The following is a 25,026-nucleotide window of genomic DNA, read 5'->3' as shown; positions in this document are numbered from 1 at the left end:
CTCGTTTTTAGTGCTTCTTGGGCGGCGCAATCGTTCGTACGGCCCAAAGCTTCAAGAGACGGTGCGCCTCCTCGGCCGTCAACGCGATATATTTCGCCCTGAGCTTGTCGAGCTCGCCGGGATTGGTGGCGCCTGATATGAAGCGGCTATCGAGAACCGCGCACACGGTGTCCCACTGCAAGTTTGCCGCCTTGCAGGGGACCAGGATGCCGTCGCTGCGCAGGCTCTGCATCAGAGGCCGCACGACCTCGATGCTCGATTTCGAAAGCTCGGCGAGCGCAGCGATGGTGTCCTCGTAGCGGCGCTGGGTGGCAAGCTCATGCAACGTGGTCTCGTTGAGGTTGCCCTGTTTCTTCAACCGCTCCGCCGCCAGCTTGGCGCCCGCGAAATCGCGGCCTCGCGACATGTCCCTGGCGGCGCCCGCCGCAGCGACAGCGATCGCGCTGCGAATCTCCTCGTAGAGATGCGGCGGCGCTGACGACAGCAACCGCGCCCTCACCGCCTCCGCTGCATCCCGCAACAGCTGGAGGCGCAAGCCCGCCGGCAGGTCGGCGCGGATACCGGTGATGACGGCCAATTCCGGATCTGCAACAGCCTGCGCGACAACCACCGCGAAACCTGCGGCCGAAATCCGCGCGCCTGGATTCTTCATCAGCCGGCGACTGACGCTCGGGTAGCGGCGGGCGAGCAGCGCGTCGGTGACGATCTCTTGCAGCCACCAGCGGCCGGCAATCGCCAGCAGGTGCTTTTCACTTTTCGTCTGCGCGATCTCGATCAGGTCGGGCGCCGCCAACCGCGGCGATTCCGACAGCACCGGACCTGCGACCGCAATGTCTTCGTGACGGGCCAGTCGGCGGATGACCGGCGCCGGGGCCTGAGACACCGGCGCCAATTGCGCGCTCAGCTCGGCGAGCGCGATGCGCGCGCTCGCATCGGCCAGTGCACGCAGCTCGATGGTGTTGACCAGCCGCTCGAAAATGTCGGCGAACAGGGCATGCTGCTCGATATCCAAATGCCCGGCCGAGGCGGCAAACAGCGAGCCGACGCGTCCGGCCATTTCGCAGCAGCGATCCGTCGAGCCCGCGGCTATCGCGGCCTCTACTTCATCAGCGATCGTTCGGTTCGGATCGACATCGCTCATCCCGAGCGCCTGCATTCCCATGATCGCAACCATGGTAAATGTGTTGCCTAAATGTTTCGTAAAATTGCGTTCTGACGGCGAGAGCCCCCCCTTTCTGCCGCTTGCGCCCTCAGTCAACGGCGGATCGTACCTTGACACCACCCGACCTCCGCCTGTATGGCGACGGCATGATCATCATTCGGACCAACCGCCGCGCCGCCGCTTGCCGTCGTCACCGTCGTGACGATGCCGGGGCGCGCCATGTCCGAGAACGATGCTGATCAGCTAGCTGCACATCAGCTTCAGGTTTCGAGAAGGCCGCTCCCGCAAGGAAGCGGCCTTCTCGCTTTTGGCCCCCGCTCATTCCCATCCCTCGTCCCAGCCCAGGAGTGTCCGCAATGCTGACTGCCCCCTACCCCTATGACGCGCTGATGGAGATTACCGCGCGCCCGAAAACCGTGTTCGTCCAGGGCAAGGGCTCGCGCCTCTGGGACGATGGCGGCAAGCGCTATCTCGACTTCATCCAGGGCTGGGCCGTGAACGCGCTCGGTCACGCCCCACCTGCTGTGGCCAAGGCCCTGGCGGACCAGGCAACACGGCTGATCACGCCAAGCCCGGCCTATTTCAACGACACCAGCCTGAGGCTTGCGAAAGCACTGGTCGATCAGTCCTGCTTCGACCAGGTCTTCTTCGCCAATTCCGGCGCTGAGGCGAATGAAGGAGCGATCAAGCTCGCACGCAAATATGGCGCGCGGCACAAAGGCGGCGCCTATGAGATCATCACTTTCGCCGGCGGCTTCCACGGCCGGACGCTTGCTACCATGGCGGCCTCCGGCAAGAAGGCGTTCGAGCCGCTGTTCGAGCCGAAAGTACCTGGGTTTCCCAAGGCGCGCCTGAACGACGTCGCCTCGGTCGAAGCGCTGATCTCAGATCGCACCATCGCGGTCATGCTCGAGCCGATCCAGGGCGAAGCCGGCGTGTGGCCGGCAACGGACGCATTCCTGCGCGAGCTGCGCACTTTGACCCGGCAACACGGCCTGCTCCTGATCGTGGACGAGATTCAGACCGGCATCGGACGAACCGGAAAGCGATTCGCCTATGAGCATGCGGAGATCACGCCCGACATCATGACGCTCGGCAAGGGTTTGGGCGGCGGCGTGCCGCTGGCGGCGCTGCTTGCGACCGAGCAGGCCTCCTGCTTCGAGCATGGTGATCAGGGCGGCACCTTCAACGGCAATCCGCTGATGTGTGCGGCGGGGCTTGCGGTGATCGAGGAGATCGGCCAGCCGGCTTTCCTGAAATCAGTCACTGAGACCGGCCTTTATCTCGAGGCCGAACTGCAGCGGCTGTCGGCACGGCACGGGCTTGGCGAGGTGCGCGGCCGCGGGCTGCTGCTTGCGCTCGATCTGAAGCTGCCGATCGCCATGGCGATCGCAAGCCAAGCCTTCGAAGCCGGCCTTCTCCTGAATGCACCGCAGGCGGACACGCTGCGCTTCATGCCGGCGCTGAACGTCACGCGGGAGGAGATCGTCGAGATGATAGGTCTGCTCGATGCGATCCTGACCAAGGTGGGCGCCGCCCGGCGCGTTGCCTGAGCCTCCCGCTTCGAAATGCAACAGGCTCGCGTCGTTTATCGACGCGAGCCTGTGATTTGATCCAGGTCAAAGACAGCGTGAGCGGTTCGCGCGGATGCTTCACACGCCGAAAGCCTGCGGACGGTTCGCCAATCGTTATATCACACTGAATATAACGATTGCACGGAAAATGTCCAGCCTGCCGGGGAAAGAGGCATTGCCGGGAGCAAGCTGCTCATCATGGGCCGACAACGAGGTCGGCTGGAAAAAGGAGATAATGAATGGCGAGAGACAATCTGGCGCGAGCGTTGCCGGTCGGCGATGCCGTGGCGCCGAGCCCGGCAATGGAGGACGTGCTGATCCACGTCCGCTTCTTCCCCAGCTCCGAGATCAATTCGATCGGTGAGAGGCCTGCCCATCTGACGGCCGACGCGTGGTACAAGCTGCTGCTCGAGAAGGCGCGCCCACACTACCAGACCTTTGCCGGCGGCCGAGGCTTCTTCCGGATTCCGCGTCTGCGCTTCGAGGCGATCCTGAAGGACGTGGCCGCCTGACTATTCTCCTAGCGGCGGTGAGCGCCCTCACCGCCTATTGGTCGACCGCAGCGTGCCGGGCGCCGCGGTCGACGCTCATGTGAGCTGTACGCCGGAGAGCGCCCGTGAGCGATGCCGCATCTGTTCGGCTGGAAACAATGTTCGGCGCGATCCTGGCCACGCGATCAGCTTCAGGCCAGCTCATCAAAGCATTGGCCGACCGGGCTTTCGACCTGTTCGAAGCCAATATCGAAGCTCAGACGGCGCATCTGCCGCCGCTTGCCTGCCAAAAGGGCTGCCCGTCCTGCTGCGCGCTCCGGGTGAGCGCAACCGCGCCGGAAATTTTCCTGATCGCCCGTTACGTCCGCAAGATCGACGCGAGCCCCGCAGGTTCAACCATCGGCCTGTCGCGCCGGATCGCCCACGCCAACCGCGCCACGCGCGGCCTGAGCGAGACGGAACGCATGACGCGCCGCGAACCATGCCCGTTCATCGTCCGCGGCGCCTGCATCATCCACCCCGTTCGACCACTGGCCTGTCGCGGCCATGCCTCATTCGATCGCCGCGCCTGTGCGCAGGCCATGGCTGGACGCGATGTCGATGTCCCGGTCTCAGCGCCGCACCGCGCGCTGCGCAGCCTCATTCAGGATGCCCTCAGCTCTGCCTTGAGCCGCGCCGGATTGCCGTCCGGCCTTTATGAGCTGAATCACGGCCTTGCCCTCGCGCTCGCCGATGAAGCACGCGAACGCGACTGGACGCTCGGGACGGACAGCCTGGCACCCGCACGGATCGCGACAGACGCTGCAGCGTGATTGGAGTTCGACAGCCGAACGCTAAAGCACGGACCCCGATCCGGCGCGAGCCTCGCTAGGGTTTCAGGATCGACGCGCCGGTGGTGGCGCGGCTTTCGAGATCACTGTGCGCCTTCGCGGCATCCTTCAGCGCATAGGCATGATTGATCGGAACATGCAGCTTGCCGCTGATGACCGCCGCAAACAGCGTATCAGCGCCTTCGAGCAGCTCGGAGCGCTTGCCGATGTAGTCATTGAGCTTCGGACGGGTCGCAAACAGCGAGCCGTGGGCGTTGAGCTCGGCAATGGAAAACGGCGGCACCGGACCCGACGCATTGCCGAAGCTGACGAACAACCCGCGCGGCTTCAGGCAGGACAGTGAGCCGGGAAAGGTGGCCTTGCCGACGCCGTCATAGACGACATCGCAGAGCTCATTGCGGCTGATCTGCTTGACGCGGGCGACGAAGTCCTCCTCGTTATAGAGGATGACGTGGTCACAGCCATTGGCGAGGGCAAGTTCAGCCTTTGCCGCCGATCCGACCGTGCCGATCACATGCGCGCCCATGGCGCGCGCCCATTGGCAGGCGAGCAGGCCGATCCCGCCTGCCGCCGCATGGATCAGCACGCGGTGGTGTGGCTCGACCTTGAAGGTCTTGTGCAGGAGGTACCAGACCGTCAGCCCTTTGAGCATCAGCACCGCGCCCTGCTCATAGGTGATGTGATCCGGCAGCTTGACCAGCCGCTCCCAGGGAATGTTGCGTTCGGTCGCGTAGGCGCCGAGGTTGTGGTAATAGGCGACGCGATCGCCTGGATGGAAATGGGTAACGCCTGGGCCGACCGCGACGACCTCGCCGGCGGCCTCATTGCCGAGGATGAAAGGCAGCCCCGGCGCCTTGTAGAGGCCGGTGCGGTAATAGACATCGATGAAGTTCAGGCCGACCGCGTGCTGGCGGATGCGAACCTCTCCCGGGCCGGGGACCGCAATGTCGACGGGTTCGTAGACGAGGGCGTCCGGACCTCCCACCTTGTGCACGCACACCGCCTTGACCATTGCGTCTGCTCCTCCAGCCCTGTGGCCGTGTCCTCCGGTCCGGCCGAAACTATTACAACAAATACCTGATTCTCATCGGACATCAGGCCCGGCCGATCGCAAGCCGCGTGCCCGGAAGGACGAGGCCCCATGGCCGATTTCGTCCAGCGAATGCGATCACGCGCGCCTTGTCAACTTGGGCCGGGTCAAACTGGCTGCCGGCTAGCTGCCGTGCTTCCTGCGGTTGCGCCCTGCCAGCACATTGAAGAACTCGACCGCAACCGCAAAGAGGATCGCGAAATAGATATACCCGCGTGGGATGTGGAACTTGAATCCGTCTGCAACCAGCGCGACACCGATCAGCACCAGGAAGGCCAGCGCCAGCATCTTGGTGGTCGGGTGCGCTGCGACGAAACGCGCAACTGGGCCGGACGAAAGATACATGATCACCACCGCGATCACGACCGCAGCGATCATGATCTCGAGCTCCTGGGCCATGCCGATCGCGGTGATGATCGAGTCCAGCGAGAACACGAGATCGATGATGATGATCTGCAGGATCACCAGCAGGAAGCCGCTGGCTCCCCCGCCCTTCTGTTCCGACTCCCGCGCCTCCACTTCGGCGTGAATTTCGTGCGTCGCCTTGGCGATCAGGAACAGCCCGCCGCCGATCAGGATCAGATCACGCCAGGACAGATCGAGACCGTGCACCGAGACTACAGGCGCGGTCAGTCCGATCAGCCAGACCAGGACGCTGAGCAGCAGGATGCGGAAGATCAGTGCCAGCGCAAGCCCGATCTGCCGCGCCCGCGTCGCCTGCGGCTGCGGAATGCGCGAGACGATCACCGACAGGAAGATGACATTGTCGATGCCGAGAACGATTTCGAGCGCGGTCAGCGTGAGCAGTGCGGCCCATGCTTCAGGATTGGTCAGAAGTTCGGTCATGCTTTGAGGGATCTCAGGAGCCGGATCGCGGAATCGCTCGCGACGACGTAGATACCAATCGCACTGAGGAGCGCGGTGATCGGCACGCCGACATCGAAGTCCCGCGCCAGGACGTCGATCGCGAGCACCGCCCAGACCACCATCAGCGACAAGGTCAGCCGGCGCAGCCGGACGACGCGAACGGGATGGATGACATGGAACGGCACGAAAGTCAGCGCGATCAGCGTCGCCACAGCCAGACTGGCCAGAACAGGCTGCGGATGCAGCAGGAAGAGATAGAAGGCGGCGATATTCCAAAGCCCAGGAAAGCCGCGGAAATGATTGTCGTCGCTTTTCATACGGCGGTCGGCGAAGTAGAGCGCGCCGGTCACCGCAATCCCAACGCCGAGGATCGGCGCAGCCAGCGGCAGCAGCATGCCGCTGGCTGTGATCGCATAGGCCGGCACGAACACATAGGTGGCAAAATCCACCACCAGATCGAGCACGTCGCCGGACCAGTGCGGCTGCACCGTCATGACGTCCAGGCGTCGCGCCATCGGACCGTCGAGACCATCGATGATGAGGGCCACACCCAACCACCAGAACATCGCGGTCCAGTGCTCGCGAACAGCTTCCAGCATCGCCAGCAGCGCCACGCCGGCACCGAGCGCGGTGAAGACGTGAACTGAGAACGCCGCCGCTCGATGCGCCGGCGTCGCCAATGCGTCGCTGTCTGGTTTCAAGCTGTCCATGACGCCGGCAGTGCTAGCAGGAATCGGAACGATTTGCACATCGGTGGCTGCGCTCTATCGCCGCGTGTTTGCTACATAGCGCGTTATCCTTACGCGGGCTTGAAAAAGCCCGCTAGAAGGTCGATGTTCCCCTACATGACTGATACACCCGCCTCTTTCGATGTCGCCGTGGTCGGTGGCGGTCCCGCGGGGCTCGCGGCCGCAATCGCACTGGCGCAAACAGGTGCCGCAACCGCTCTGGCGGCCCGCCGCGCCCCCTATGCTGACAACCGTACCACCGCCCTGCTCGGCGGCTCGGTCGACTTCCTCGAGGAGCTCGGGGTCTGGCAGCTCTGCAAAGATCGGGCTGCGGGATTGAAAGCCATGCGGCTGGTCGACGATACCGGTCGCTTGATCCGCGCGCCTGAGGTCCGCTTTGTCGCCGAAGAGATCGGGCGCGATGTGTTCGGCTATAACGTCGCAAACAGTGTGCTGGTGGAGGCGCTGGAGCGGCGCGCAGCCGAGCTTCCGGGATTGGTGCGGATCGAGCAGGAAGCCGAACGCGTCCTCGTGCAGGAGGATACGGTCACCATCACAACTGCGTCGGGCCTCACCCTCTCCGCTCCGCTCGTTGTCGGAGCCGACGGGCGGCATTCGCTGTGCCGCGAGGCCGCCGGGATCGGTGTCTCCACGCGGGCGCTGAACCAGACCGCGCTGACCTTCAACATCACCCATGCGCGGCCGCATCACAACGTCTCCACCGAGTTCCACACGCCCCATGGGCCATGCGTGTTCGTGCCGCTCCCCGGCGACCGCTGCAGCATCGTCTGGGTCGCCGCGCCCAAAGAGGCGGATCGGCTGTTCGCGCTCGATGACGACGCCCTGTCGGCGGCGACCGAACGCCAGTCGCATGCCATTTTCGGCCGCGTCCAAGTCGAACCCGGCCGTCACCTGTTCCCGCTCGCGATCGAGCGGCCACATCAATACGCGCGGCAGCGCATTGCGCTGGTCGGCGAGGCCGCCCATGTGGTGCCGCCGATCGGTGCGCAAGGGCTCAATCTCGGTCTGCGCGATGCCATGGACATCGCATCGGTTGTGAGCAAGGCCCGAGCCGCCGGTGAGGATCTCGGTTCGGCTGCCGTGCTCGCGCGCTATGGGGCGGCACGGGGCGCCGACATTCTCAGCCGCACCTTCGTGATCGATGTGGCCAATCGCTCGCTGCTCAGCGATCTCCTGCCGATGCAGTCACTGCGCGCCGCCGGGCTACATCTGATCGGATCGATCGGACCGCTCCGTCGGCTTGCCATGCGCGAGGGACTGGCGCCCTCCTGGCGGCCTGGCGCTCAGGGGACAAGCCGTCGCGCCGGTTAGTTCAGGGGAACACCAGCCGACCGCTCTGGATCAGCCACATCGCGCTGGTCAGCGTGACCACGGATGCGAAGGTGCCGATCAGCACCGTGACCGAGGCCGGCTCGATCCAGGTCTCGTTCTGGCGCGCGATCACGAACACGTTGAGCGCCGGCGGCAACGATGCCATCAACACCGCCGTCGCCGCCCAGGGCTGAGCAAACGGCCCGAACGCGAGCATCAAGCCGAACGACAGCAGCGGGTGGATGAGAAGCTTCACCGCGATCACGGCGGGCACCTCCCACGGCACGCGCTTGAACGGGCGGAGCGCCACGGTCACGCCCAGCACGAACAACGCGGTGGGCGCGGCCGCATTCTGCAGGAACTGCAAGGTACGATCGAGCGCAACCGGCGGCTGAAAATGCACCGCAGCGGCGAGTGCGCCGGCACAGGTCGACATGATCAGCGGGTTGAGCAGGATCTGACGCAGCACGACGCGCAATGCATGCAACAGCGACGGATGGTCCCGGTCGGTCAGTTCGATCAGGAGCGGCACGATCGAGAACAGGAAGATGCTGTCGCAGCAGAAGATGAGCGCCGTCGGTGCCGCAGCCTTGTTGCCGAGCACGGCGAGTGCCAGGCCCGGTCCCATATAGCCGATATTGCCGTAACCTCCGGCGAGGCCGGCCATGGTTGCCTCACGGAACGGCAACCGCCCGACGATGCAGCCGATCACGAGCGCCAACGCGAAGGCCAACATGGTCGACAGCGTCGTCGCAACCAGGAATGGCGGGTTGTTCAACTCCGAGAACGGCGTGCGCGCCATGATGCCAAACAGCAGCGCCGGCAACGACACGTAGAGCAGGAAGAAGTTCATCCAGGCGAGGCCGGCGTCGGGCAGCCGCTTAAATTTACCGCAGGCGAAGCCAATGAAAACCACGCCGAAATACGGCAGCGCCAGGTTCAGGATGTCGATCATGGAGAAGGTCGGGGGTGGGTATTTGCGATGCGGGATTGCGACAGCTCTAGATTAAATCCGCCGCCCGGGCACTAGCGTCGGCCGCAATCCTGGTCTATTCGGAACGGATGATCAAAGCGCGAACCGCCAAGTTCCAGATCGGCCAGATCGTGAAGCACCGGATATTCTCGTTCCGGGGCGTGATCTTCGATATCGATCCGGAATTCAACAACACTGAGGAGTGGTGGCTGTCGATCCCCGAGGAGGTGCGCCCTCACAAGGACCAGCCGTTCTATCATCTGCTCGCGGAGAATGCGGACTCCGAATATGTCGCCTATGTCTCGGAGCAGAACCTGTTGCCCGACAATTCCGGCGAGCCGATCCGCCACTCCCAGGTCGCCGAGATCTTCATCAAGGACAAGTCGGGCGGCTATCGTCCGCGCAATCCATCATTGAATTGAGCCGCCTGCGCGCGGTGTGCTGCCTGCTACCCGCGGCCTCACAGACGTCGCACACAAACGACCTCGCAGACAAAAAAGGCGCTCGTTCGAGCGCCTTTTTGCTGTCGCCACTTGTTGACGTCGTCACTTGCCAGCTTGTGGCTGCGGCTGCGTCGATTCGAGCTTCTTGCGCTGCTCTTCTGCGCGCTTCTGCAGCTCTTCCTGCAACTTCTTCTGGTTCTCTTCGAACTGCTTCGGGTCGGTCGGCGGACCATCATAGGCCTTGCCGAAGCTGCCGCCCGTATCCTTCTCCTGCAGCGGCAGCGGCAAGGTCAGCGCCGCACCGTTGGAGTTGATTGCCTGCACGTAGAGATTCTGCCCCTTCTTCATGGCCGCGATGAAGTCTGGCGTCGCCTCGTAGTCCGACATGCAGCCGTTCTGGAAACAGATCACATAGGGGTTCTGCATCGGCTGGTTGTTGTCGACGACGATGCGGGTGCCCGGCTGAAGCTGCATGCCGAGCGGCAGGGTGACGCGCAGGATCTTCTTGGGCTCGCCTTCCGGCTCGATGATGACGGCCGCAACCACCGGCTGGCCGGACTCGATACGGCCGTCTTTGCCGATGAAGCAGACCTGCTTGGCGTTTGCGTCCTGCCCCTTGAGACAGAACTTGGTCCACGGCGCGTAGATCAGCTGGATCTGCTGCTCAGGCGGCTGCTGGCCCTGGGCCTGCGCGCCGGCAGCTGGAGGAACGCCGCCAGGCGCCTGGGCCTGGGGAACAGGAGCGGGAGCTGGTGCTCTGGGCGCAGCCGGAGCCTTCGCTTTCGGCGCGCCAGGCGCCGGGGCCTGGGCTTGCGCGCTCGATGCGAAGGAAACAGCCAGCGCGGTGGCCGCCAGCAAGGCGACGAGCCGCCCACGCGGCCCAACCGACGAGGCCAAGTCACGGAAATTCATTGCGGAAAACCCTTTCTGAACGGCAGCGCCCGAGACCGCCAAAGGCGCCACACCAAGCCGTTTCGCGCGGCTGTCTCCTCAGGAAATGAGGCGGTTAAGTGACAGGCGTTGCCACCTTGCCCAATTCGCCCGCCTTCTTAACGTGGCGTGCGGAAAGATCAATGCCGCGGCACCCTGTGCGGGCGCGGTCTATGCCTTCACAGCCTGTGCTAAAAGGTGGTTGTGAGCGGTTCCGAATCAAATGCTTGCGTTCCGATGTTAATGCTCTGGCGCATGCGGCTCGCCGCGGGCCTGCTCTGTGCTGTTCTGGCCGCGCTGTTGCAGCCGATCTACACCCCGCGCGCAATCGCAACCGAGAGCCATGCCATTGCCATGCACGGCGTCCCTGCACTGCCTGCCGATTTCGACCACCTGCCTTATGTCGATCCTGCCGCGCCAAAAGGCGGTCGCCTGACCTGGGGATTGCTCGGAACCTTCGACAGCCTCAACCCCTTCATCGTGAAGGGCGTCGCAGTGCAGCAAGTACGAACCTATGTGGTCGAGAGTCTGCTCGCCCGCGGCAATGACGAGGCGTTCACGCTCTACGGCCTCCTGGCCAAGAGCGTCGAGACCGACGACGCAAGAACCTTCGTCACGTTCCGACTGGATCCCCGCGCCCGCTTCTCCGACGGTCAACCGGTGCGTGCGGAGGATGTTCTGTTCTCCTGGGCTCTGCTGCGCGACCACGGCCGGCCCAATCATCGGCAGTATTACAGCAAGGTCGCGAAGGCAGAAGCGCTGGACCCGCTCGCGGTTCGGTTCGATTTCGGCGGCGTCGAGGATCGCGAGCTGCCGCTGATCCTCGGATTGATGCCGATCCTGCCGCAGCACGCGACTGAGGTTTCGACCTTCGAGGAAACCACCATGACGGCGCCGATCGGCTCCGGCCCCTACCGTGTCACGGCAGTGAGGCCCGGGTCGAGCGTCACTCTTGCGCGCAATCCCGACTATTGGGGACGCGATCTGCCGATCAACCGCGGCTTGTGGAATTTCGACGAGATCCGGCTGGACTTCTATCGCGAGGCGAATGGCGCCTTCGAAGCGTTCAAGCGCGGTCTCTACGACTTCCGGGTCGAGGACGAGCCGCTGCGCTGGCACGAGGGCTATGGCTTCCCTGCTGTGAAAGCCGGCGAGGTCGTCCGCGACACGGTCATCTCAGGCATGCCGCAGCCCTCGCAATTTCTCGTCTTCAACACCCGCCGGCCGGTCTTTTCCGACATCCGCGTACGCCGCGCATTGACGCTGCTGTTCGATTTCGAATGGATCAACCGCAACTATTTCTTCGGCCTGTACCGGCGCAGTGGCGGCTACTTTGCGGGCTCGGACTTGTCGGCCTATGGACGTCCTGCCGACACGGCCGAGCGGGAGCTGCTCAAGCCGTTTGCCGGCGAAATCCCTTCCGACATCCTCGACGGCAGCTATCGCCTGCCGGTTACCGACGGCTCGGGTCGCGACCGTACGACGCTCCGAGCCGCATTGAACCTGCTGTCCGAGGCAGGATATCAGCTCGACGGCGCCGTGCTGCGGCAACGCGCGACCCATGCGCCGCTCGCTTTCGAGATCCTGGTGACGACACGGGATCAGGAGCGCATCGCGCTGGCCTATTCCGACAGCCTCAAGCGTGCCGGAATCGCAGCCGCTGTGCGCGTGGTGGACCCCGTGCAATTCGATCAGCGCCGGATCGGCTTTGAATTCGATATGATCCAAAATCGCTGGGACCAGTCGCTGTCGCCCGGCAACGAGCAGGCCTTCTACTGGGGCAGCGAGGCTGCGGACCGGCCTGGCAGCCGCAATTACATGGGGGCGAAGGACCCTGCCATCGATGCCATGATCGCCGCGCTGTTGCGCGCGCGCGACAGGCCGGATTTCGTTGCAGCCGTCCGGGCTCTGGACCGCGCCCTGATGGCTGGCTTCTACGCGATTCCGGTGCTTAATGCGGCGGAAGAATGGATTGCACGCTGGAATCGGATAGAACGGCCAAAGCGGACGGCTCTGACGGGATCGCTCCCCGAGAGCTGGTGGCAGCGGCCGGACTCGGCACCGAAATGATCGACTGCGGGCGGGGCTATTTTTCGGGGACCCGGATGTCAGGCACCGGGGAAGCACGGGGCAGCAAGTGAATCAGGTCACGACATCGCCGACGCTTGATGCATTGTTCCAACGCATCCTGGCGCGCAAGCCGGACACGGTCGCGCTGATCGATCCCGTCAACAAGCCGCGGGTCACCGGCCAGCCGCCGCGCATCCTGACCTACGCCGAGGCCGACCGGATCATTTCGGCGATTGCCGCGCATTTCATCGACTCCGGGCTTCCGGCAAATTCGGTGATCGCGGTGCAGCTGCCGAATACCGTGGAGTTCATGCTGACCGTACTCGCCGCCCATCGGGCTGGGCTGGTGGTGGCGGTGTTCCCGTTGTTGTGGCGGCAGGCGGAGCTGGTGGCCGCGCTGAACCGCGTCAGTGCGCGCGCGATCGTCACCACCACCAAGGTCGACGGCGTGATCCATGCTGACCTCGCGATGAATGCCGCGGCGGAGGCGTTCTCGATCCGCCACGTCTGTGGTTTCGGTCCCGATCTGCCGGAAGGCATGTTTTCGCTCGACCAGGCGATTGCAAAGCCTTCCCGCTCGGCCCGCAACGTCCTGCAGGACGGCCGCAAGGCGGCGATCATCTCGTTCGACGTCACCGGCGAGGGCTTCCGGGCCGTGCCGCGCACCCATTTGAGCCTGATCGCAGGCGGGCTGGCGATCTCGCTGGAAAGCGACCTGCCGCAGGGCGCCAACATGATGTCGGCCTTTGTGCCGTCGTCCTTTGCCGGCCTTGCCGCCTCGATCGTGACCTGGTTGCTGTCGGGCGGCAGTCTTGCGCTGCATCATCCGTTCGATTCCGAGGCGCTTGAGCAGCAGATGAATGAGCTTGGCTGCGACACCCTGATCGCGCCGGCACAATTGGCGTTGCGGCTCGACGAATGCGATCTCGCAGCCCGCCTGCCGACCTTGCGCCACGTGATCGGCATGTGGCGCGCGCCGGAGCAGGTGAGCTCGAGCCCGACCTGGAGCGCTCAACAGGTCGAAATGACCGACGTCTATTTGTTCGGCGAGGCCGGGCTGTTCGCCGTGCGCCGCACCACGCCGGACGGCGCGCCAGGTCCGGTCAAACCCGGACTGCAGGGCGCGCCGCGCGACCAGCCCGGCTCCTCCATTGCAGGCGAAGTGCTGGTGACGCCGAAAGGCACGCTCGGATTGCGCGGACCCATGGTCGTGATCGCAGCCTATGCTCCGCCGCCACCGCCGAGCGACTCGATGATGCCGCCGCAGCCGCGCGATTATGTCGATACCGAATACGCCGTGCGTCTCGACCGCACCCGCGACGTGATTTCGATCACCGCGCCCCCTTCCGGGGTGATGGCTGTCGGAGGCTATCGTTTCCTGGCGCAGGACCTGCACGAATGGTCGCGGCGGCTGGGCCAGGGGGCGCTACTGACCGCCCTGCCCGACCGGCTCAGCGGCCACCGGCTCGCCGGGCGTGCCATGGACAATGCGCGCGCCCGCGAGGCGCTCGCGGAGCTCGGCCTCAATCCGCTGATGGTGGAGGCATTCCGGGACCGGAGCAACTCCCCCGCCTAGCTCGCCGGCAGCGTGTATTGCTAACGGCGCGTTAACGCAGGCGACCTAGGATCACAGGCCTGTTCGCTTGTGCCCTTGAGTTCCCAGTATGTCGCAGCAAGGCCCGCTCCTCGTCGTCTCGAATTCCGCGCGGTCTTCGCTTGTCGCCGCCCTCTCGGCAGCGAAGATCTTTCCTTCGATCGAAGCCAATTGGAGCGAAGCCCCACGCGCCATGTCGGACTCGCGACCGGCGGCGGTCGTTGCGGTGCTCGATGGCGCGAGCGAAGCCGACGTCGCGGTCGTTGCGCGAGAGGCTGCCGCGCGAAAGCCTTATATTCCCGTGATCGCGCTCGGGCCCCACGGGACGCTGCCCGACAATACCGTGCCCTTCCGGAGCGAGAACGACACCGATCGGCTGGTGGCGCGTCTGCGCGCCGCGCTCCGGCTTCGCAGCCTCCATGCGACCGTGTTGCGCCGGCTCGATGAGGCCAGGGCTGAACCTGTCAGCCTGCCCGACACCGATCCGCTGAACGACGCCACGGTGCTGCTGCTCGGCCGCGGCGCATCCTATCCGGCGCTCTCGGTGGCGTTCGGCGAGCGCATGGTGGTGGTCGGCGCGCTCAGCATCGAGGCGGCGGCGAAACATCTCGCGAGCCGAGACATCGACGGCGTCGTGCTGGGAGACGGCTTCACGCCGCGCGTCATCGACGCCTTCCTGACCGTGCTCGCCGAGGATACGCGCTTCCGCAACCTGGCCGTCGTAGCCACCTCCAGCCTGCAAGCGCCGCCAACTGAGCTCGCCAATCTCGAGATCGTCACTGGCGACCCTGCGCACATTGCCGCCAGTGCCCTGCCGCTGATCCGCCAGCATGCCTTTGAGGCGCGGTTGAGCCGCGCATTAAGGGCCATTGAAGCCGGCGGACTGCTCGATCCGCAAACCGGCCTTTTGACCAAGCCCGCTTTTGCCCGTGACTTCGCGACCGCCGTGACCCAGGCCCAGAAGCAGCGCAGCGGCCTCGCGGTGGCACGCTTTGCCTTCGACCCAACACATCCCCGCGCCCAGTTCGACGGCGCCCGGATCATCAGCCGACTGATGCGCCGGATCGATTTCGGCACGCGCGAAGACAACGGCTCGGTGATCATCGTCTTTGCGGAAACCGACCTGCGCGCCGCCCACGGCATCACGCGTAGGCTGTTAAGCGTGATGCGCCACACATCGCACGGCAAGCGCGACACCCGCGCCGAGCCGTCCATCACGGTCGCCGCGCTGGAAGCCGGCGACACCGCACGCACTCTGCTCGCGCGGCTTTATGGCGAGACGCGACGCGCGGCGTCTTGATGTAGTCGCTTTCCGGCTTCCGAGCATCGGGACCGCCGAGCCTGAGGCTGCAACCCGCCGCTCGAGATCTGCACCGACGACGCGAGGACATACGCCGCCGTCGCGGCTTTGCCCTACTTGTCTCGCAAAGACGAGACTGGAAGCGAAGCGCGTGGGATACCGGCGGATGCAAAACGGAAGATCTCGCGATCAGACCGACTGGATCGGCGTCATCGGAATCATCCTGGTTTTCCTGATCGCGACCATGGCGATGCGGTTCGGCTGGCTGCTCCGGTGACGCGCCGCGAACTTGGGACGATAACAGGCACGGAGTCGGTCCAACCGCCGGCGGCGCAGCCGTAATGACCTGACGAGAGGCCATCAACTTTCGATTGAGTTCATACCAAATTACACATAGCCTGATGGTGCTGATGCGGCAGCAGCACCCCGCGTCCAGGGAGGGGCCCCATGGAAACGATCATTCTGGTGCCTGGTATCGAAGGATCGTGTCTCAGTCTTGGCCAGACGCCGGTATGGCCGCCGACGCTCGACGAGATCGCCTGGGAGGGCTACCACCGGATCAGCGAGTTGCTCGACCCTGCCGTGGTGGCGACGGCGATCTGGGCCGAGCTCCCGGTCTGGGAGGGCTATTCATATCCTGTCTACCGCCCCATCATGACCAAGCTGGATCAGATCGCGGGCCGGCTCGGTGCCAGCCGTGTCGACTTCTACTACGATTGGCGCGTCGACCTCTGGCAGACCACGCCCGCCTTCACTGCCTCCTCCGAGATGCTGGCGCAGCGGATCGCCAAAGCAGTCAGCGACGGCGCGACATTGATTACGCTCGTGTGCCATTCCATGGGCAATCTGGTGGCGCGGCTGGTTCTGGAGAGCCAGAAATATCGGAATGCGGATTGGTTCGCGAAGATCAGCCGTCTCATCTGCATTTGCGGACCGCATCTGGGTGCAGCAGCCGCACTCGGACACGCGCTGGGCTGCGAGGACGGCGCGCTCGGACTGAGCAGCGACGACTACCGTCAGATCGCAAACAACCCGCTATATCCGGCCGGCTTTCAATGTTTCCCGAAACCGGGCACGGAAGTGCTGCTCGACACCAGCCTCGGGCAACGCCAGCAGAATCAGGATGTGTACGATACTGCCGTGGACGAGAAGTATCAGCTCATGCCGTCCAACGCCCGCGCCGCGGCGACGTCGTGGCACGAACTGGACTTTAAGAACCGTCCCGACCACGTCACCTATTATCTGATCGCCGGGACCGGTTATCAGACCTCGAACGCCTATCTCTATCGCGGTACGACGTTTGTGCAGACCATCACCGTCGACGGCGATGGAACAGTCCCGGTGTTCAGCGCCTTGGCGGGAAGCTACTCCGGCAAATATACGATGCCCGGCGACCACGTCGGAATCCTCGGCACCGTGCAGCTTGCGGACGCTTTGGACGAGATCTTTGGGCTGTCGCAGATGAGAACCTTCGTGATGGCCAAGGCGGGCATCACCATCAATCTCAACAAGCGCACCTTTGCGCCGGACGAGATTATGCAGTTACTGATCATCCCGGATACGCCGACGACGGCGATCCGTGGCCGGCTGACCGTGAGCGCTGTGCCACGAGCCGGCGCGCATAGCGGCGCGGCGGCGCTCGACCTGGTGCCGTATGGCGGGGGATTGCCGCTCGAATACCAGGGACCGGAAATCGCGCAGATCTCGGCGCGGTGGACCGCGCCACGTCTCCCGGGCGCTTATGTCATGCGCTTCGAGGGCGACTCGCACCAATCGAGCGAGCAATCCAGCGTCGTGTTCTTCGTCAATGCACGGTCCAAATCGCCATTGCTGCGGCGGACTCCCTGACGGGCGCAGCACGCCCGCCAATTGACCGCTCGCAGCTCACGCCGCCTTCTTCTTCTCGGCGAGTTCGGCAAGGTCCTTCAGGATATCGGTCGCCCCGGCGAGCCGCTCTTCCGGCGTCTCCCAATCCTGCAGGAACACGACCTTCATGTCGGGCCGCACCCTGGCGGCCTGGCCATGGCGCTTGATGAAGGCGACGAGGCGGTCGGGATGGGCAAAGCTGTTGTCGCGGAAAGCGATGACGGCGCCCTTTGGCCCCGCATCGACCTTCTCGACATTGGCCCTGCGGCAGTAGTTCTTGATCGCAGCGACCTTGAACAGATAGCGCGTCTCGTCCGGCAGCTTGCCGAACCGGTCGCGCAATTCGGCCGCGAAATTCTCGATCTCCTCGTCCGTCTCGAGATCGGCCAGCCGGCGATACAGCGACAGCCGCACCGAGAGATCGGAGACATAATCCTCCGGGATCAGCACGGGCATGCCGATCGTGATCTGCGGCGACCAGCGGTCGACGGTAGGCTCGGTGACGCCAGCCTTGAGGTTGACGATCGCCTCCTCGAGCATCGACTGATAGAGCTCGAAGCCGACCTCCTTGACGTGGCCGGACTGCTCCTCGCCCAAGAGATTGCCGGCGCCGCGGATATCGAGGTCATGGGAGGCAAGCTGAAAGCCGGCGCCGAGCGTCTCCAGCGACTGCAGCACGGTGAGCCGCTTCTCGGCCTGCGCGCTGATCTTGTGCGTCGATGGCAGGGTGAACAGCGCATAGGCCCTGAGCTTCGAACGGCCGACGCGGCCGCGCAGCTGATAGAGCTGGGCGAGGCCGAACATGTCGGCGCGATGCACGATCAGCGTGTTGGCGCGGGGAATGTCGAGACCGGATTCGACGATCGTGGTCGACAGGAGGATGTCGAACTTGCCGTCGTAGAAGGCCGAGATGATGTCCTCGATCACGGTCGGCGCCATCTGACCATGCGCGACCGCGACCTTCATCTCCGGCACGGTCTTGTCGAGGAATTCCTTGACCTCGGCAAGATCGTCAATGCGCGGCACGACGTAGAACGCCTGGCCGCCGCGGTAGCGTTCCCGAAGCAGCGCCTCGCGGATCATGACGGGATCATGCGGCGCGACGAAGGTGCGGACGGCAAGCCGATCCACAGGCGGCGACGCGATGATCGACAACTCGCGCACGCCGGTGAGCGCAAGCTGCAAGGTGCGCGGAATCGGCGTGGCCGACAGCGTCAGCACATGCACCTCGGCGCGGAGCTGTTTCAGCCGCTCCTTGTGGCTGACGCCGAAATGCTGCTCCTCGTCGACGATCAGAAGACCGAGATCACGGAACTTGATCGACTTGCCGAGCAGCGCATGGGTGCCGACCACGATGTCGACCGAGCCGTCGGTCAGTCCCTTCTTGACCTGGTTGAGCTCCTTGGTCGAGACGAGGCGCGAGGCCTGCGCGACATTGACCGGAAAGCCGCGGAAACGCTCGGTGAAAGTTTTTGCGTGTTGTCGGGCCAGAAGCGTGGTGGGCACGACGACCGCGACCTGCTTGCCGTCCAGCGCAACGGCAAAGGCGGCGCGCAAGGCCACCTCGGTCTTGCCGAAGCCGACGTCGCCGCAGATCAGCCGGTCCATCGGGCGGCCGCTTTCCAGATCCTTCAGCGTTGCCTGGATCGCGGTTTCCTGGTCCTCGGTCTCGTCATAGGGGAAGCGGGCACAGAACTCGTCATAGACGCCGGCCTGCACCGGCAGCTTCGGCGCCTCGTGCAGCATGCGCTCGGCGGCAATCTTGATCAGCTCGCCCGCGATCTCGCGGATGCGGTTCTTCAGCTTCGCTTTGCGGGTCTGCCAGCCGCTGCCGCCGAGCTTGTCGAGCTCGACATTGGTCTGGTCGGAGCCGTAGCGCGACAACAGCTCGATGTTCTCGACCGGCAGATACAGCTTGGTTTCGCCGGCATAGCGCAGCTCGAGGCAGTCATGCGGCGCGCTGGCCACTTCCAGCGTCTGCAGGCCGACGAAGCGGCCGATGCCATGGTCGACGTGGACGACGATGTCCCCGACGGCAAGGCTCGTGACCTCCGAGATGAAATTGTCGAGCTTGCGGCTCGCCCGACGCGGCCGCACCAGACGGTCGCCCAGGATGTCCTGCTCGGAGATGACGGCGATCTGGTCGGTCTCGAAGCCGGTCTCCAGCCCGAGCACAGCGAGCATGGTCTCGTTGCGCGGCGTCGCCTGCACCATGCGCCAGGTGTTGACACTGGTGACCAGCGCCAGTTTGTGATCCCTGAGCATGCTGGTCATGCGGTCGCGCGAGCCTTCGCTCCAGAGCGCGATCACGACCTTCTTGCGTTGGGCTAGCAGCGCTTGCACATGCGCAACCACCGCTTCGAATACGTTGACGGCGGCGTCGTTGCGCTCGGGCGCGAAATTGCGGCCCTGACGCGCGCCGATGTCGACCACGCCGCTCCCTTCGGGCACCGCAAACGGCGTCAGCCGCGCCAACGGCGCCGCATCGAGCCGTGCCGCCCACTCGGATTCGCTGAGATAGAGCCGATCGACCGGCAAGGGCTTGTAGATCGCGCCGCCGCCGGGATGCTCCATCGCTTCCCGCCGCGCGTCGTAATAATCGGCGATCTGTTTGAAGCGCTCGCGCGCGGCGTCTCCGCCCTGCGGCTCGATCACGACGGGCGTGCCCGGCAGATAATCGAACAGCGTCTCCATCCCGTCGTGGAACAGCGGCAGCCAATGCTCCATGCCGGGATAGCGGCGGCCCTCGCTGACGGCCTCATACAGCGCATCGTCGCGCTCAGGCGCGCCGAACTCGGCGACATAGCCCATGCGGAAGCGGCGGATGGTCTCAGTGACGAGCTGGAACTCGGAGACCGGCACCAGGTCCAGCGAGCGCATGTCCAAGAGCGTGCGCTGGGTCTCGGCATCGAAGGAGCGGATCGACTCCAGGCTGTCGCCGAAGAAGTCGAAGCGGACCGGCTGGTCGAGCCCGGCCGGAAACAGATCGAGGATGCCGCCACGCACGGCATATTCACCGCTCTCGCGCACCGTGGAGGAGCGCGTATAACCATTGTGCTCGAGCCAGGCGACCACCGAGTCCATCGGCACGACATGGCCGGGCGCCACCGACAGCGCCTGTCCTGCCATCGTGTCCCGCGCGGGCACGCGCTGAACCGCGGCGTTCACCGTGGTCAGCACGATCAGCGGCTTGTCGCTGCCGGCAAGCCGCGACAGTCGCGCCAAAGTGGTGACGCGCTGGGCCAGGATGCCGCCATGCGGCGAAACGCGGTCATAAGGCTGGCAGTCCCAAGCCGGGAATTGCATCACCGGCAGGTCGGGCGCGAAGAAGTCCAACGCACGGGCCAGCTGCTGCATCCGCGCGCCATCGCGACAGATCACCGCCAGGCTGACCGCCGGCGGCTTTGGCCGTGCGGCCACGGCCCGGGCGAGGTCGGCGGCAACGAGACCTTCGGCCCCCTCGGCGACATTGGCGAGCGTCAGCGTGCGTCCGGGCGCGAGCAGCTCGGCGGGAGATTTGACAGGGCTTTTCATCAATCCACATCCACGGCGCGGAACGCCTTGATGCGCGCAAACAGCGCCCCGCCCGCCTCCGGCGGCAGCGGCAGGCTCCCGGTCAGCGCGGCATAGAAATCCGGGTCCGGAATCTCGAGCAAGCGCTCGAGCTCGGCCAATTCCTCGTCGTTCAGCGTCGCGATCTCCGCGTCGGCGAAACGACCGAGGATCAGGTCCATCTCCCGCGTGCCGCGGTGCCAGCAGCGGAACAGCAGCCGCTTGCGGTGGTCATCAAGGCCTTGGCTCGATCGGGTGGTCCCAGTCATCGCGATATCCTGAAATGCAACGCCAAAAGCCCGGACGGAGCCGGGCGCGCTTCATATAGCGACCGCCCTTGGCCCTGTCAGCCCTGTCCGCCGCAGAACCGATATGTTCGGCCGTGTGGTCCGCGAAAAAACAGGTGGATGTCGGCGGAAGGGCGGGTATGCCGGCTCGCAAACAGTCTTAAGTGTCGCCCATGCGCCCTGCTCTGCTCAATCCGCTGTTCGCGCCGGTCACCAGCCTCACCGGCGTCGGGCCGAAACAGGACCAGCTTCTGCGCTACCTGCTCAGCGCGGACGATACGCCGCGTCTGGTCGACCTGCTCTTGCACCTGCCGTCGAGCGTGATCGACCGCCGGAACAGGCCGAAAATTCGCGATGCCGAGGTCGGGACCGTGGTCACGCTCGAGGTGACGGTGGAACGACACCGGCCGTCGCGCAATGCCCGCGCGCCGTACCTGGTCTATGCCAGCGACGACACCGGCGACGTGGTGCTGACCTTCTTCCGCGCCAAGGGCGACTATATCGAGAAGCAGCTGCCGGTCGGCGCCAAGCGCTATGTCTCTGGCACCATGCAGCGCTATGACGGCATGCCCCAGATCGTCCATCCCGACCGCATCCTCGATGAGGCGGCGTTTGCGAAGCTCTCCGGCATCGATCCGGTCTATCCGCTCACCGAAGGTCTCGCGCTCGGATCGCTCCGCCGTGCCATGGGCCAGGCGCTGACGAAGCTGCCAGCCTTGCCGGAATGGATCAGCCCGGAGGTGATGAGCCGCTGCAACTTCCCACCTTTGAAGGACGCCTTGACCCGCGTTCACGTCCCGCAGGAGATGACGGACATCCTGCCCGATGGTCCATTCTGGTCACGGCTCGCCTTCGACGAGCTGCTGGCGGGACAGCTGGCCTTGGCGCTGGTGCGGGCGCAGCTGCGGCGGCCGGCCGGCAACCGCCATGCCGGCGATGGCCATTTGCGCCGCAAGATCATCGACGCCCTGTCCTATGCGCTGACTACCTCGCAACAGCAGGCCATGGCGGCAATTGCGGAGGATCTCTCCAAGCCGGTGCGCATGCTGCGGCTGCTGCAAGGCGATGTCGGCTCGGGCAAAACGGTTGTTGCGCTGCTCGCCGCGGCGGCCGTTGCCGAGGCCGGCAAGCAGGCTGCGCTGATGGCGCCGACCGAGATCCTGGCGCGCCAGCATGCCAAGACCATCGCGCCATTGGCCGAGCGCGCCGGCATGAACGTTGCGATCCTGACCGGCCGTGAGAAAGGCAAGGAACGGCGCGACATTCTCGCGCGCCTCGAGGCCGGCGAAATCGATCTTCTGGTCGGCACCCACGCGCTGATCCAGGACGACGTCGTGTTCAAGGCGCTCGCGCTCGCCATCGTCGACGAGCAGCACCGTTTCGGGGTGCGCGAGCGGCTGGCGCTGACCTCGAAGGGCGACGCCGTCGATGTGCTGGTGCTGTCGGCAACGCCGATTCCGCGGACGCTGGTGCTGACCTATTTCGGCGACATGGATATTTCCGAGCTGCGCGAAAAGCCGGCTGGGCGGCAGCCGATCGACACCCGCGCCGTACCTGATACGCGGCTCGGCGACGTGATGGATGCGATCGGCCGCGCCCTCGACGCCAGCAAGCTGGCCTATTGGATCTGCCCCCTGGTGGAGGAATCCGAGGCCGAGGGCACCGATCACCTCACCAACGCGACCCAGCGGTTCGAGAGCCTCTCGAAGCGCTTCGGCGACAAGGTCGGTCTCGTCCATGGCCAGATGAAAGGCACCGAGAAGGACCGCGTCATGGGCCAGTTCGCAGCCCATGAGATCAGGCTTTTGGTCGCGACGACGGTCGTCGAGGTCGGCGTCGACGTGCCGGCTGCCACGATCATGGTGATCGAGAATGCCGAGCGTTTCGGGCTGGCGCAGCTGCACCAGCTGCGTGGCCGCATCGGCCGCGGGTCGGAAGCCTCGACCTGCATCCTGCTCTATCGCGAGCCGCTGGGGCAGATGTCGAAGGCGCGGCTTGCCGTGATCCGCGAGACCACCGACGGCTTCCGCATCGCCGAGGAAGATCTCAAGCTGCGCGGCGAAGGCGACGTGCTCGGCATCCGCCAAAGTGGCCTGCCCGGCTATCGCATCGCGCGGCCCGAGGTGCACGCGCAGCTGATCACGCAGGCGCGCGACGAGGCGCTGCGCGTGTTGAAGGAGAATCCGAAGCTGCAGGGCCCGCGCGGCGAGGCGCTGCGCTGCCTGCTCTATCTCTATGAGCGCGACGAAGCGATCCCGCTGCTGACGGCGGGTTAGATCGCTCCGCCGTTGCGCATCGTAGGGTAGGCAAAGGCGCCTTCGATGATGCCCCCTTCCATAAAGGCGGACGAGCGGCGTGCCCACCATCATGACCCAGGTACGTGGTGATCCAGGTGCGTGGTTTCCAGCGGTGGGCACGCTTCGCTTGCCCACCCTACGCTTCTCAACTCATGCCGGCTTCGTCGCCTTGCAGCTTTCTGCAAAAGCCACCAGCTTTGCACCTTCCGTCCCCTCGCCTTGCGCATCGGCGGCGATGTGCTCGAACAGCCGCGCGAAGCCCTCATAGATCAACGCGGCCGGATGGTCGCCGCCGAGAAAACCCGCGATCTCGCGCATCTCGGCCACCCAGCGATAGGCTTTCGGCAGCATGTCCGGCAGCGAATTGGCCAGTCGCGCCTGCACCGCGGGCGCGCTCAGCGCAAGTTCGTCGCGCAGCGCGTCGGCCGCGCCGGCCTCCGTCGCGGCGAGCACCATCGCCGCGCCAACCCCGGTCAGCCCCTTGTTGATCCCGGCATAGGACATCTTCAGCGCCGACGCGGCGCCGACTGGGCCATCGACGATGCGCAAGTCGAGACCAAGTTCGCGTAGCGCGACGACCTCCTTGGCGTCCTCGCCGCTGACATAGAGCGCGGGCCCCTTGGTGCCGGGCTTCGGCGGCAGACCGATGATGGCGGCATCGACGAAGCGCGCGCCTGAGGACAGCACGATCTCCTCGACCTTGCGGACCGTCTCGACATTGACCGCGTTGCAGTCGACGATGACGGGCTTGTTCGCATTCCTGGTGATCAGTGTCGCCAGCTGCTCGGCGAGCGCCAAAGCCTCGCCCGGCGGCACGATCGAGAGGATGATGTCGGCGTTCGCGATCTCGGCCGGAGCCGCCGCAATCATGCCGGCTGCGACCGCGCGCGCTTTGGTGGCATCGCTGCGGCCGTCAAGCGAGGTCAGGATATTGGCGCCGTGCTCAGCGAGGCGCGCGGCGACCGCGCTGCCCATGGCGCCGGGCGCGAGGATAGCAATGCTGGGGATCATAGATCGCTCCGATAGCGGGTACGGCGGTACTCTAACCGTGTTCCATGGATTGGCTGAAGTCACGAAAGGTGAAGGCAGCATCTCAAAATCGGAGCAGGAAGCACGGATATGGGGAGGCGCCCCGCCCTGATCGCCGGGCTCTCACGCTGCTGACAGGTTCTGACAGTATGATCCGCTATCTCCTTCCCGCGGCGCCTGTCGCGCCAGTCAAGGAGAGAGCCGTCATGCCCGACTTCAGCTTCCTGATCCTTTATGTGGACAATCCACCTGCTAGCGCGACTTTCTATTCCGGCCTGCTCGAGCGGCCGATCATCGAGCAAGCGCCTACTTTCGCGATGCTGCCGCTGCGTGACGGCATCATGCTCGGCCTGTGGTCGCGTCAGGCTGTCGAGCCGCCGGCGAACGGAGCTGCCGGTGCGGGCGAAATCGCCTTTGTGGTCATCGACACGGGCGAAGTTGACCGGCTGCATGCCGACTGGGCCTCGCGCGGACTTACGATCGCACAGCCACCGACACGCATGGATTTCGGCTACACCTTCACCGCGCTCGATCCCGATGGACATCGGCTGCGCGTCTTCAGGCCGGCGGCCGAATGAGCCGAACAGGCTCCCCTGGCACCGCGCCGGAGA

Annotated in this window: 20 protein-coding genes; 11 read left to right on the top strand and 9 right to left on the bottom strand. The window is 65.0% G+C overall.

Annotated features, from left to right (window positions below):
- Window positions 1-7: 7 nt before the first annotated feature.
- Entirely contained in the window at window positions 8-1,174 is a 1,167-nt protein-coding gene (locus tag ACQR1W_RS01500; protein WP_434849162.1) for a DUF2336 domain-containing protein, read from the bottom strand.
- 344 nt (window positions 1,175-1,518) lie between these two features.
- On the opposite strand from ACQR1W_RS01500, the gene ACQR1W_RS01495 reads away from it, so the two are divergent.
- The 3 genes from ACQR1W_RS01495 to ACQR1W_RS01485 all read left to right on the top strand — a co-directional run bounded on the left by ACQR1W_RS01495 (window position 1,519) and on the right by ACQR1W_RS01485 (window position 4,039).
- Window positions 1,519-2,715 (top strand): acetylornithine transaminase, encoded by a 1,197-nt coding sequence (locus ACQR1W_RS01495; protein WP_434849161.1) that lies wholly within the window; start codon window positions 1,519-1,521, stop codon window positions 2,713-2,715.
- 260 nt (window positions 2,716-2,975) lie between these two features.
- Window positions 2,976-3,248 (top strand): hypothetical protein, encoded by a 273-nt coding sequence (locus ACQR1W_RS01490; protein WP_434849160.1) that lies wholly within the window; start codon window positions 2,976-2,978, stop codon window positions 3,246-3,248.
- Between the two features lie 104 nt (window positions 3,249-3,352).
- Window positions 3,353-4,039, top strand: coding sequence for a YkgJ family cysteine cluster protein (locus tag ACQR1W_RS01485; RefSeq protein WP_434849159.1), 687 nt, complete (start codon window positions 3,353-3,355; stop codon window positions 4,037-4,039).
- A gap of 55 nt (window positions 4,040-4,094) precedes the next feature.
- Here ACQR1W_RS01485 and ACQR1W_RS01480 read toward each other — a convergent pair whose 3' ends face one another.
- The 3 genes from ACQR1W_RS01480 to pcsA form a co-directional block, all read right to left on the bottom strand.
- A complete protein-coding gene (locus tag ACQR1W_RS01480; RefSeq protein WP_035981643.1) occupies window positions 4,095-5,069 on the bottom strand; it encodes a quinone oxidoreductase family protein in 975 nt (324 codons plus the stop codon).
- A 201-nt stretch (window positions 5,070-5,270) separates the two neighbouring features.
- Window positions 5,271-5,993 (bottom strand): TerC family protein, encoded by a 723-nt coding sequence (locus tag ACQR1W_RS01475; protein WP_434849158.1) that lies wholly within the window; start codon window positions 5,991-5,993, stop codon window positions 5,271-5,273.
- Window positions 5,990-6,724 carry a phosphatidylcholine synthase gene (gene pcsA / locus ACQR1W_RS01470; RefSeq protein WP_434849157.1) on the bottom strand — a complete coding sequence of 245 codons (735 nt, stop codon included), beginning with the start codon at window positions 6,722-6,724 and terminating at the stop codon, window positions 5,990-5,992. Before pcsA ends, ACQR1W_RS01475 begins: the two co-directional genes overlap by 4 nt.
- A 135-nt stretch (window positions 6,725-6,859) precedes the next feature.
- On the opposite strand from pcsA, the gene ACQR1W_RS01465 reads away from it, so the two are divergent.
- Window positions 6,860-8,074 (top strand): UbiH/UbiF family hydroxylase, encoded by a 1,215-nt coding sequence (locus tag ACQR1W_RS01465; RefSeq protein ID WP_434849156.1) that lies wholly within the window; start codon window positions 6,860-6,862, stop codon window positions 8,072-8,074.
- Window position 8,075: 1 nt separating this feature from the next.
- On the opposite strand, the gene ACQR1W_RS01460 is transcribed toward ACQR1W_RS01465, so the two are convergent.
- Window positions 8,076-9,029 (bottom strand): AEC family transporter, encoded by a 954-nt coding sequence (locus ACQR1W_RS01460; protein WP_434849155.1) that lies wholly within the window; start codon window positions 9,027-9,029, stop codon window positions 8,076-8,078.
- A 107-nt stretch (window positions 9,030-9,136) separates the two neighbouring features.
- On the opposite strand from ACQR1W_RS01460, the gene hspQ reads away from it, so the two are divergent.
- On the top strand, window positions 9,137-9,469 hold the full coding sequence (hspQ, locus tag ACQR1W_RS01455) for a heat shock protein HspQ (RefSeq protein ID WP_008969455.1): 333 nt from the start codon (window positions 9,137-9,139) through the stop codon (window positions 9,467-9,469).
- A 123-nt stretch (window positions 9,470-9,592) separates the two neighbouring features.
- Here hspQ and ACQR1W_RS01450 read toward each other — a convergent pair whose 3' ends face one another.
- Complete coding sequence (locus tag ACQR1W_RS01450) at window positions 9,593-10,402, bottom strand: invasion associated locus B family protein (protein WP_035981641.1); 810 nt, start codon at window positions 10,400-10,402, stop codon at window positions 9,593-9,595.
- Between the two features lie 261 nt (window positions 10,403-10,663).
- On the opposite strand from ACQR1W_RS01450, the gene ACQR1W_RS01445 reads away from it, so the two are divergent.
- The 4 genes from ACQR1W_RS01445 to ACQR1W_RS01430 all read left to right on the top strand — a co-directional run bounded on the left by ACQR1W_RS01445 (window position 10,664) and on the right by ACQR1W_RS01430 (window position 17,232).
- Window positions 10,664-12,490, top strand: coding sequence for an extracellular solute-binding protein (locus ACQR1W_RS01445; protein ID WP_434849701.1), 1,827 nt, complete (start codon window positions 10,664-10,666; stop codon window positions 12,488-12,490).
- 67 nt (window positions 12,491-12,557) lie between these two features.
- Complete coding sequence (locus ACQR1W_RS01440) at window positions 12,558-14,066, top strand: AMP-binding protein (RefSeq protein WP_434849154.1); 1,509 nt, start codon at window positions 12,558-12,560, stop codon at window positions 14,064-14,066.
- An 88-nt stretch (window positions 14,067-14,154) separates the two neighbouring features.
- Complete coding sequence (locus ACQR1W_RS01435; RefSeq protein ID WP_434849153.1) at window positions 14,155-15,384, top strand: GGDEF domain-containing protein; 1,230 nt, start codon at window positions 14,155-14,157, stop codon at window positions 15,382-15,384.
- A 447-nt stretch (window positions 15,385-15,831) separates the two neighbouring features.
- Window positions 15,832-17,232 (top strand): lipase family alpha/beta hydrolase, encoded by a 1,401-nt coding sequence (locus tag ACQR1W_RS01430; protein ID WP_434849152.1) that lies wholly within the window; start codon window positions 15,832-15,834, stop codon window positions 17,230-17,232.
- A 36-nt stretch (window positions 17,233-17,268) separates the two neighbouring features.
- Here ACQR1W_RS01430 and mfd read toward each other — a convergent pair whose 3' ends face one another.
- Both mfd and ACQR1W_RS01420 read right to left on the bottom strand, forming a co-directional pair.
- Window positions 17,269-20,784 (bottom strand): transcription-repair coupling factor, encoded by a 3,516-nt coding sequence (gene mfd / locus ACQR1W_RS01425; RefSeq protein WP_434849151.1) that lies wholly within the window; start codon window positions 20,782-20,784, stop codon window positions 17,269-17,271.
- Entirely contained in the window at window positions 20,784-21,071 is a 288-nt protein-coding gene (locus ACQR1W_RS01420) for a succinate dehydrogenase assembly factor 2 (RefSeq protein ID WP_434849150.1), read from the bottom strand. Before ACQR1W_RS01420 ends, mfd begins: the two co-directional genes overlap by 1 nt.
- Before the next feature lie 191 nt (window positions 21,072-21,262).
- Here ACQR1W_RS01420 and recG point away from each other — a divergent pair, with 191 nt between their 5' ends.
- A complete protein-coding gene (gene recG, locus ACQR1W_RS01415; protein WP_434849149.1) occupies window positions 21,263-23,365 on the top strand; it encodes an ATP-dependent DNA helicase RecG in 2,103 nt (700 codons plus the stop codon).
- A 171-nt stretch (window positions 23,366-23,536) separates the two neighbouring features.
- Here the strand turns inward: recG and ACQR1W_RS01410 are convergent, their stop codons facing one another.
- Complete coding sequence (locus ACQR1W_RS01410) at window positions 23,537-24,397, bottom strand: DUF1932 domain-containing protein (protein WP_434849148.1); 861 nt, start codon at window positions 24,395-24,397, stop codon at window positions 23,537-23,539.
- Between the two features lie 224 nt (window positions 24,398-24,621).
- Here ACQR1W_RS01410 and ACQR1W_RS01405 point away from each other — a divergent pair, with 224 nt between their 5' ends.
- Window positions 24,622-24,993, top strand: a complete 372-nt coding sequence (locus ACQR1W_RS01405) for a VOC family protein (RefSeq protein ID WP_434849147.1) — start codon at window positions 24,622-24,624, stop codon at window positions 24,991-24,993.
- Window positions 24,994-25,026: the final 33 nt, after the last annotated feature.

It is taken from the genome of Bradyrhizobium sp. HKCCYLS1011 (genome assembly GCF_051167795.1).
Taxonomy (GTDB): domain Bacteria; phylum Pseudomonadota; class Alphaproteobacteria; order Rhizobiales; family Xanthobacteraceae; genus Bradyrhizobium.
Note: the sequence above shows the minus strand (reverse complement) of the source record. Positions and strands in the feature narration are given on the sequence as shown.

What these genes read in the sequence shown, in the direction of transcription:
- ACQR1W_RS01500 (WP_434849162.1), bottom strand. Translation starts at nt 1,174, where the DNA reads ATGGTTGCGATCATGGGAATGCAGGCGCTCGGGATGAGCGATGTCGAT.
- ACQR1W_RS01495 (WP_434849161.1), top strand. Translation starts at nt 1,519, where the DNA reads ATGCTGACTGCCCCCTACCCCTATGACGCGCTGATGGAGATTACCGCG.
- ACQR1W_RS01490 (WP_434849160.1), top strand. Translation starts at nt 2,976, where the DNA reads ATGGCGAGAGACAATCTGGCGCGAGCGTTGCCGGTCGGCGATGCCGTG.
- ACQR1W_RS01480 (WP_035981643.1), bottom strand. Translation starts at nt 5,069, where the DNA reads ATGGTCAAGGCGGTGTGCGTGCACAAGGTGGGAGGTCCGGACGCCCTC.
- ACQR1W_RS01475 (WP_434849158.1), bottom strand. Translation starts at nt 5,993, where the DNA reads ATGACCGAACTTCTGACCAATCCTGAAGCATGGGCCGCACTGCTCACG.
- pcsA (WP_434849157.1), bottom strand. Translation starts at nt 6,724, where the DNA reads ATGGACAGCTTGAAACCAGACAGCGACGCATTGGCGACGCCGGCGCAT.
- ACQR1W_RS01465 (WP_434849156.1), top strand. Translation starts at nt 6,860, where the DNA reads ATGACTGATACACCCGCCTCTTTCGATGTCGCCGTGGTCGGTGGCGGT.
- ACQR1W_RS01460 (WP_434849155.1), bottom strand. Translation starts at nt 9,029, where the DNA reads ATGATCGACATCCTGAACCTGGCGCTGCCGTATTTCGGCGTGGTTTTC.
- hspQ (WP_008969455.1), top strand. Translation starts at nt 9,137, where the DNA reads ATGATCAAAGCGCGAACCGCCAAGTTCCAGATCGGCCAGATCGTGAAG.
- ACQR1W_RS01450 (WP_035981641.1), bottom strand. Translation starts at nt 10,402, where the DNA reads ATGAATTTCCGTGACTTGGCCTCGTCGGTTGGGCCGCGTGGGCGGCTC.
- ACQR1W_RS01445 (WP_434849701.1), top strand. Translation starts at nt 10,664, where the DNA reads ATGCTCTGGCGCATGCGGCTCGCCGCGGGCCTGCTCTGTGCTGTTCTG.
- ACQR1W_RS01435 (WP_434849153.1), top strand. Translation starts at nt 14,155, where the DNA reads ATGTCGCAGCAAGGCCCGCTCCTCGTCGTCTCGAATTCCGCGCGGTCT.
- ACQR1W_RS01430 (WP_434849152.1), top strand. Translation starts at nt 15,832, where the DNA reads ATGGAAACGATCATTCTGGTGCCTGGTATCGAAGGATCGTGTCTCAGT.
- mfd (WP_434849151.1), bottom strand. Translation starts at nt 20,784, where the DNA reads ATGAAAAGCCCTGTCAAATCTCCCGCCGAGCTGCTCGCGCCCGGACGC.
- ACQR1W_RS01420 (WP_434849150.1), bottom strand. Translation starts at nt 21,071, where the DNA reads ATGACTGGGACCACCCGATCGAGCCAAGGCCTTGATGACCACCGCAAG.
- recG (WP_434849149.1), top strand. Translation starts at nt 21,263, where the DNA reads ATGCGCCCTGCTCTGCTCAATCCGCTGTTCGCGCCGGTCACCAGCCTC.
- ACQR1W_RS01410 (WP_434849148.1), bottom strand. Translation starts at nt 24,397, where the DNA reads ATGATCCCCAGCATTGCTATCCTCGCGCCCGGCGCCATGGGCAGCGCG.
- ACQR1W_RS01405 (WP_434849147.1), top strand. Translation starts at nt 24,622, where the DNA reads ATGCCCGACTTCAGCTTCCTGATCCTTTATGTGGACAATCCACCTGCT.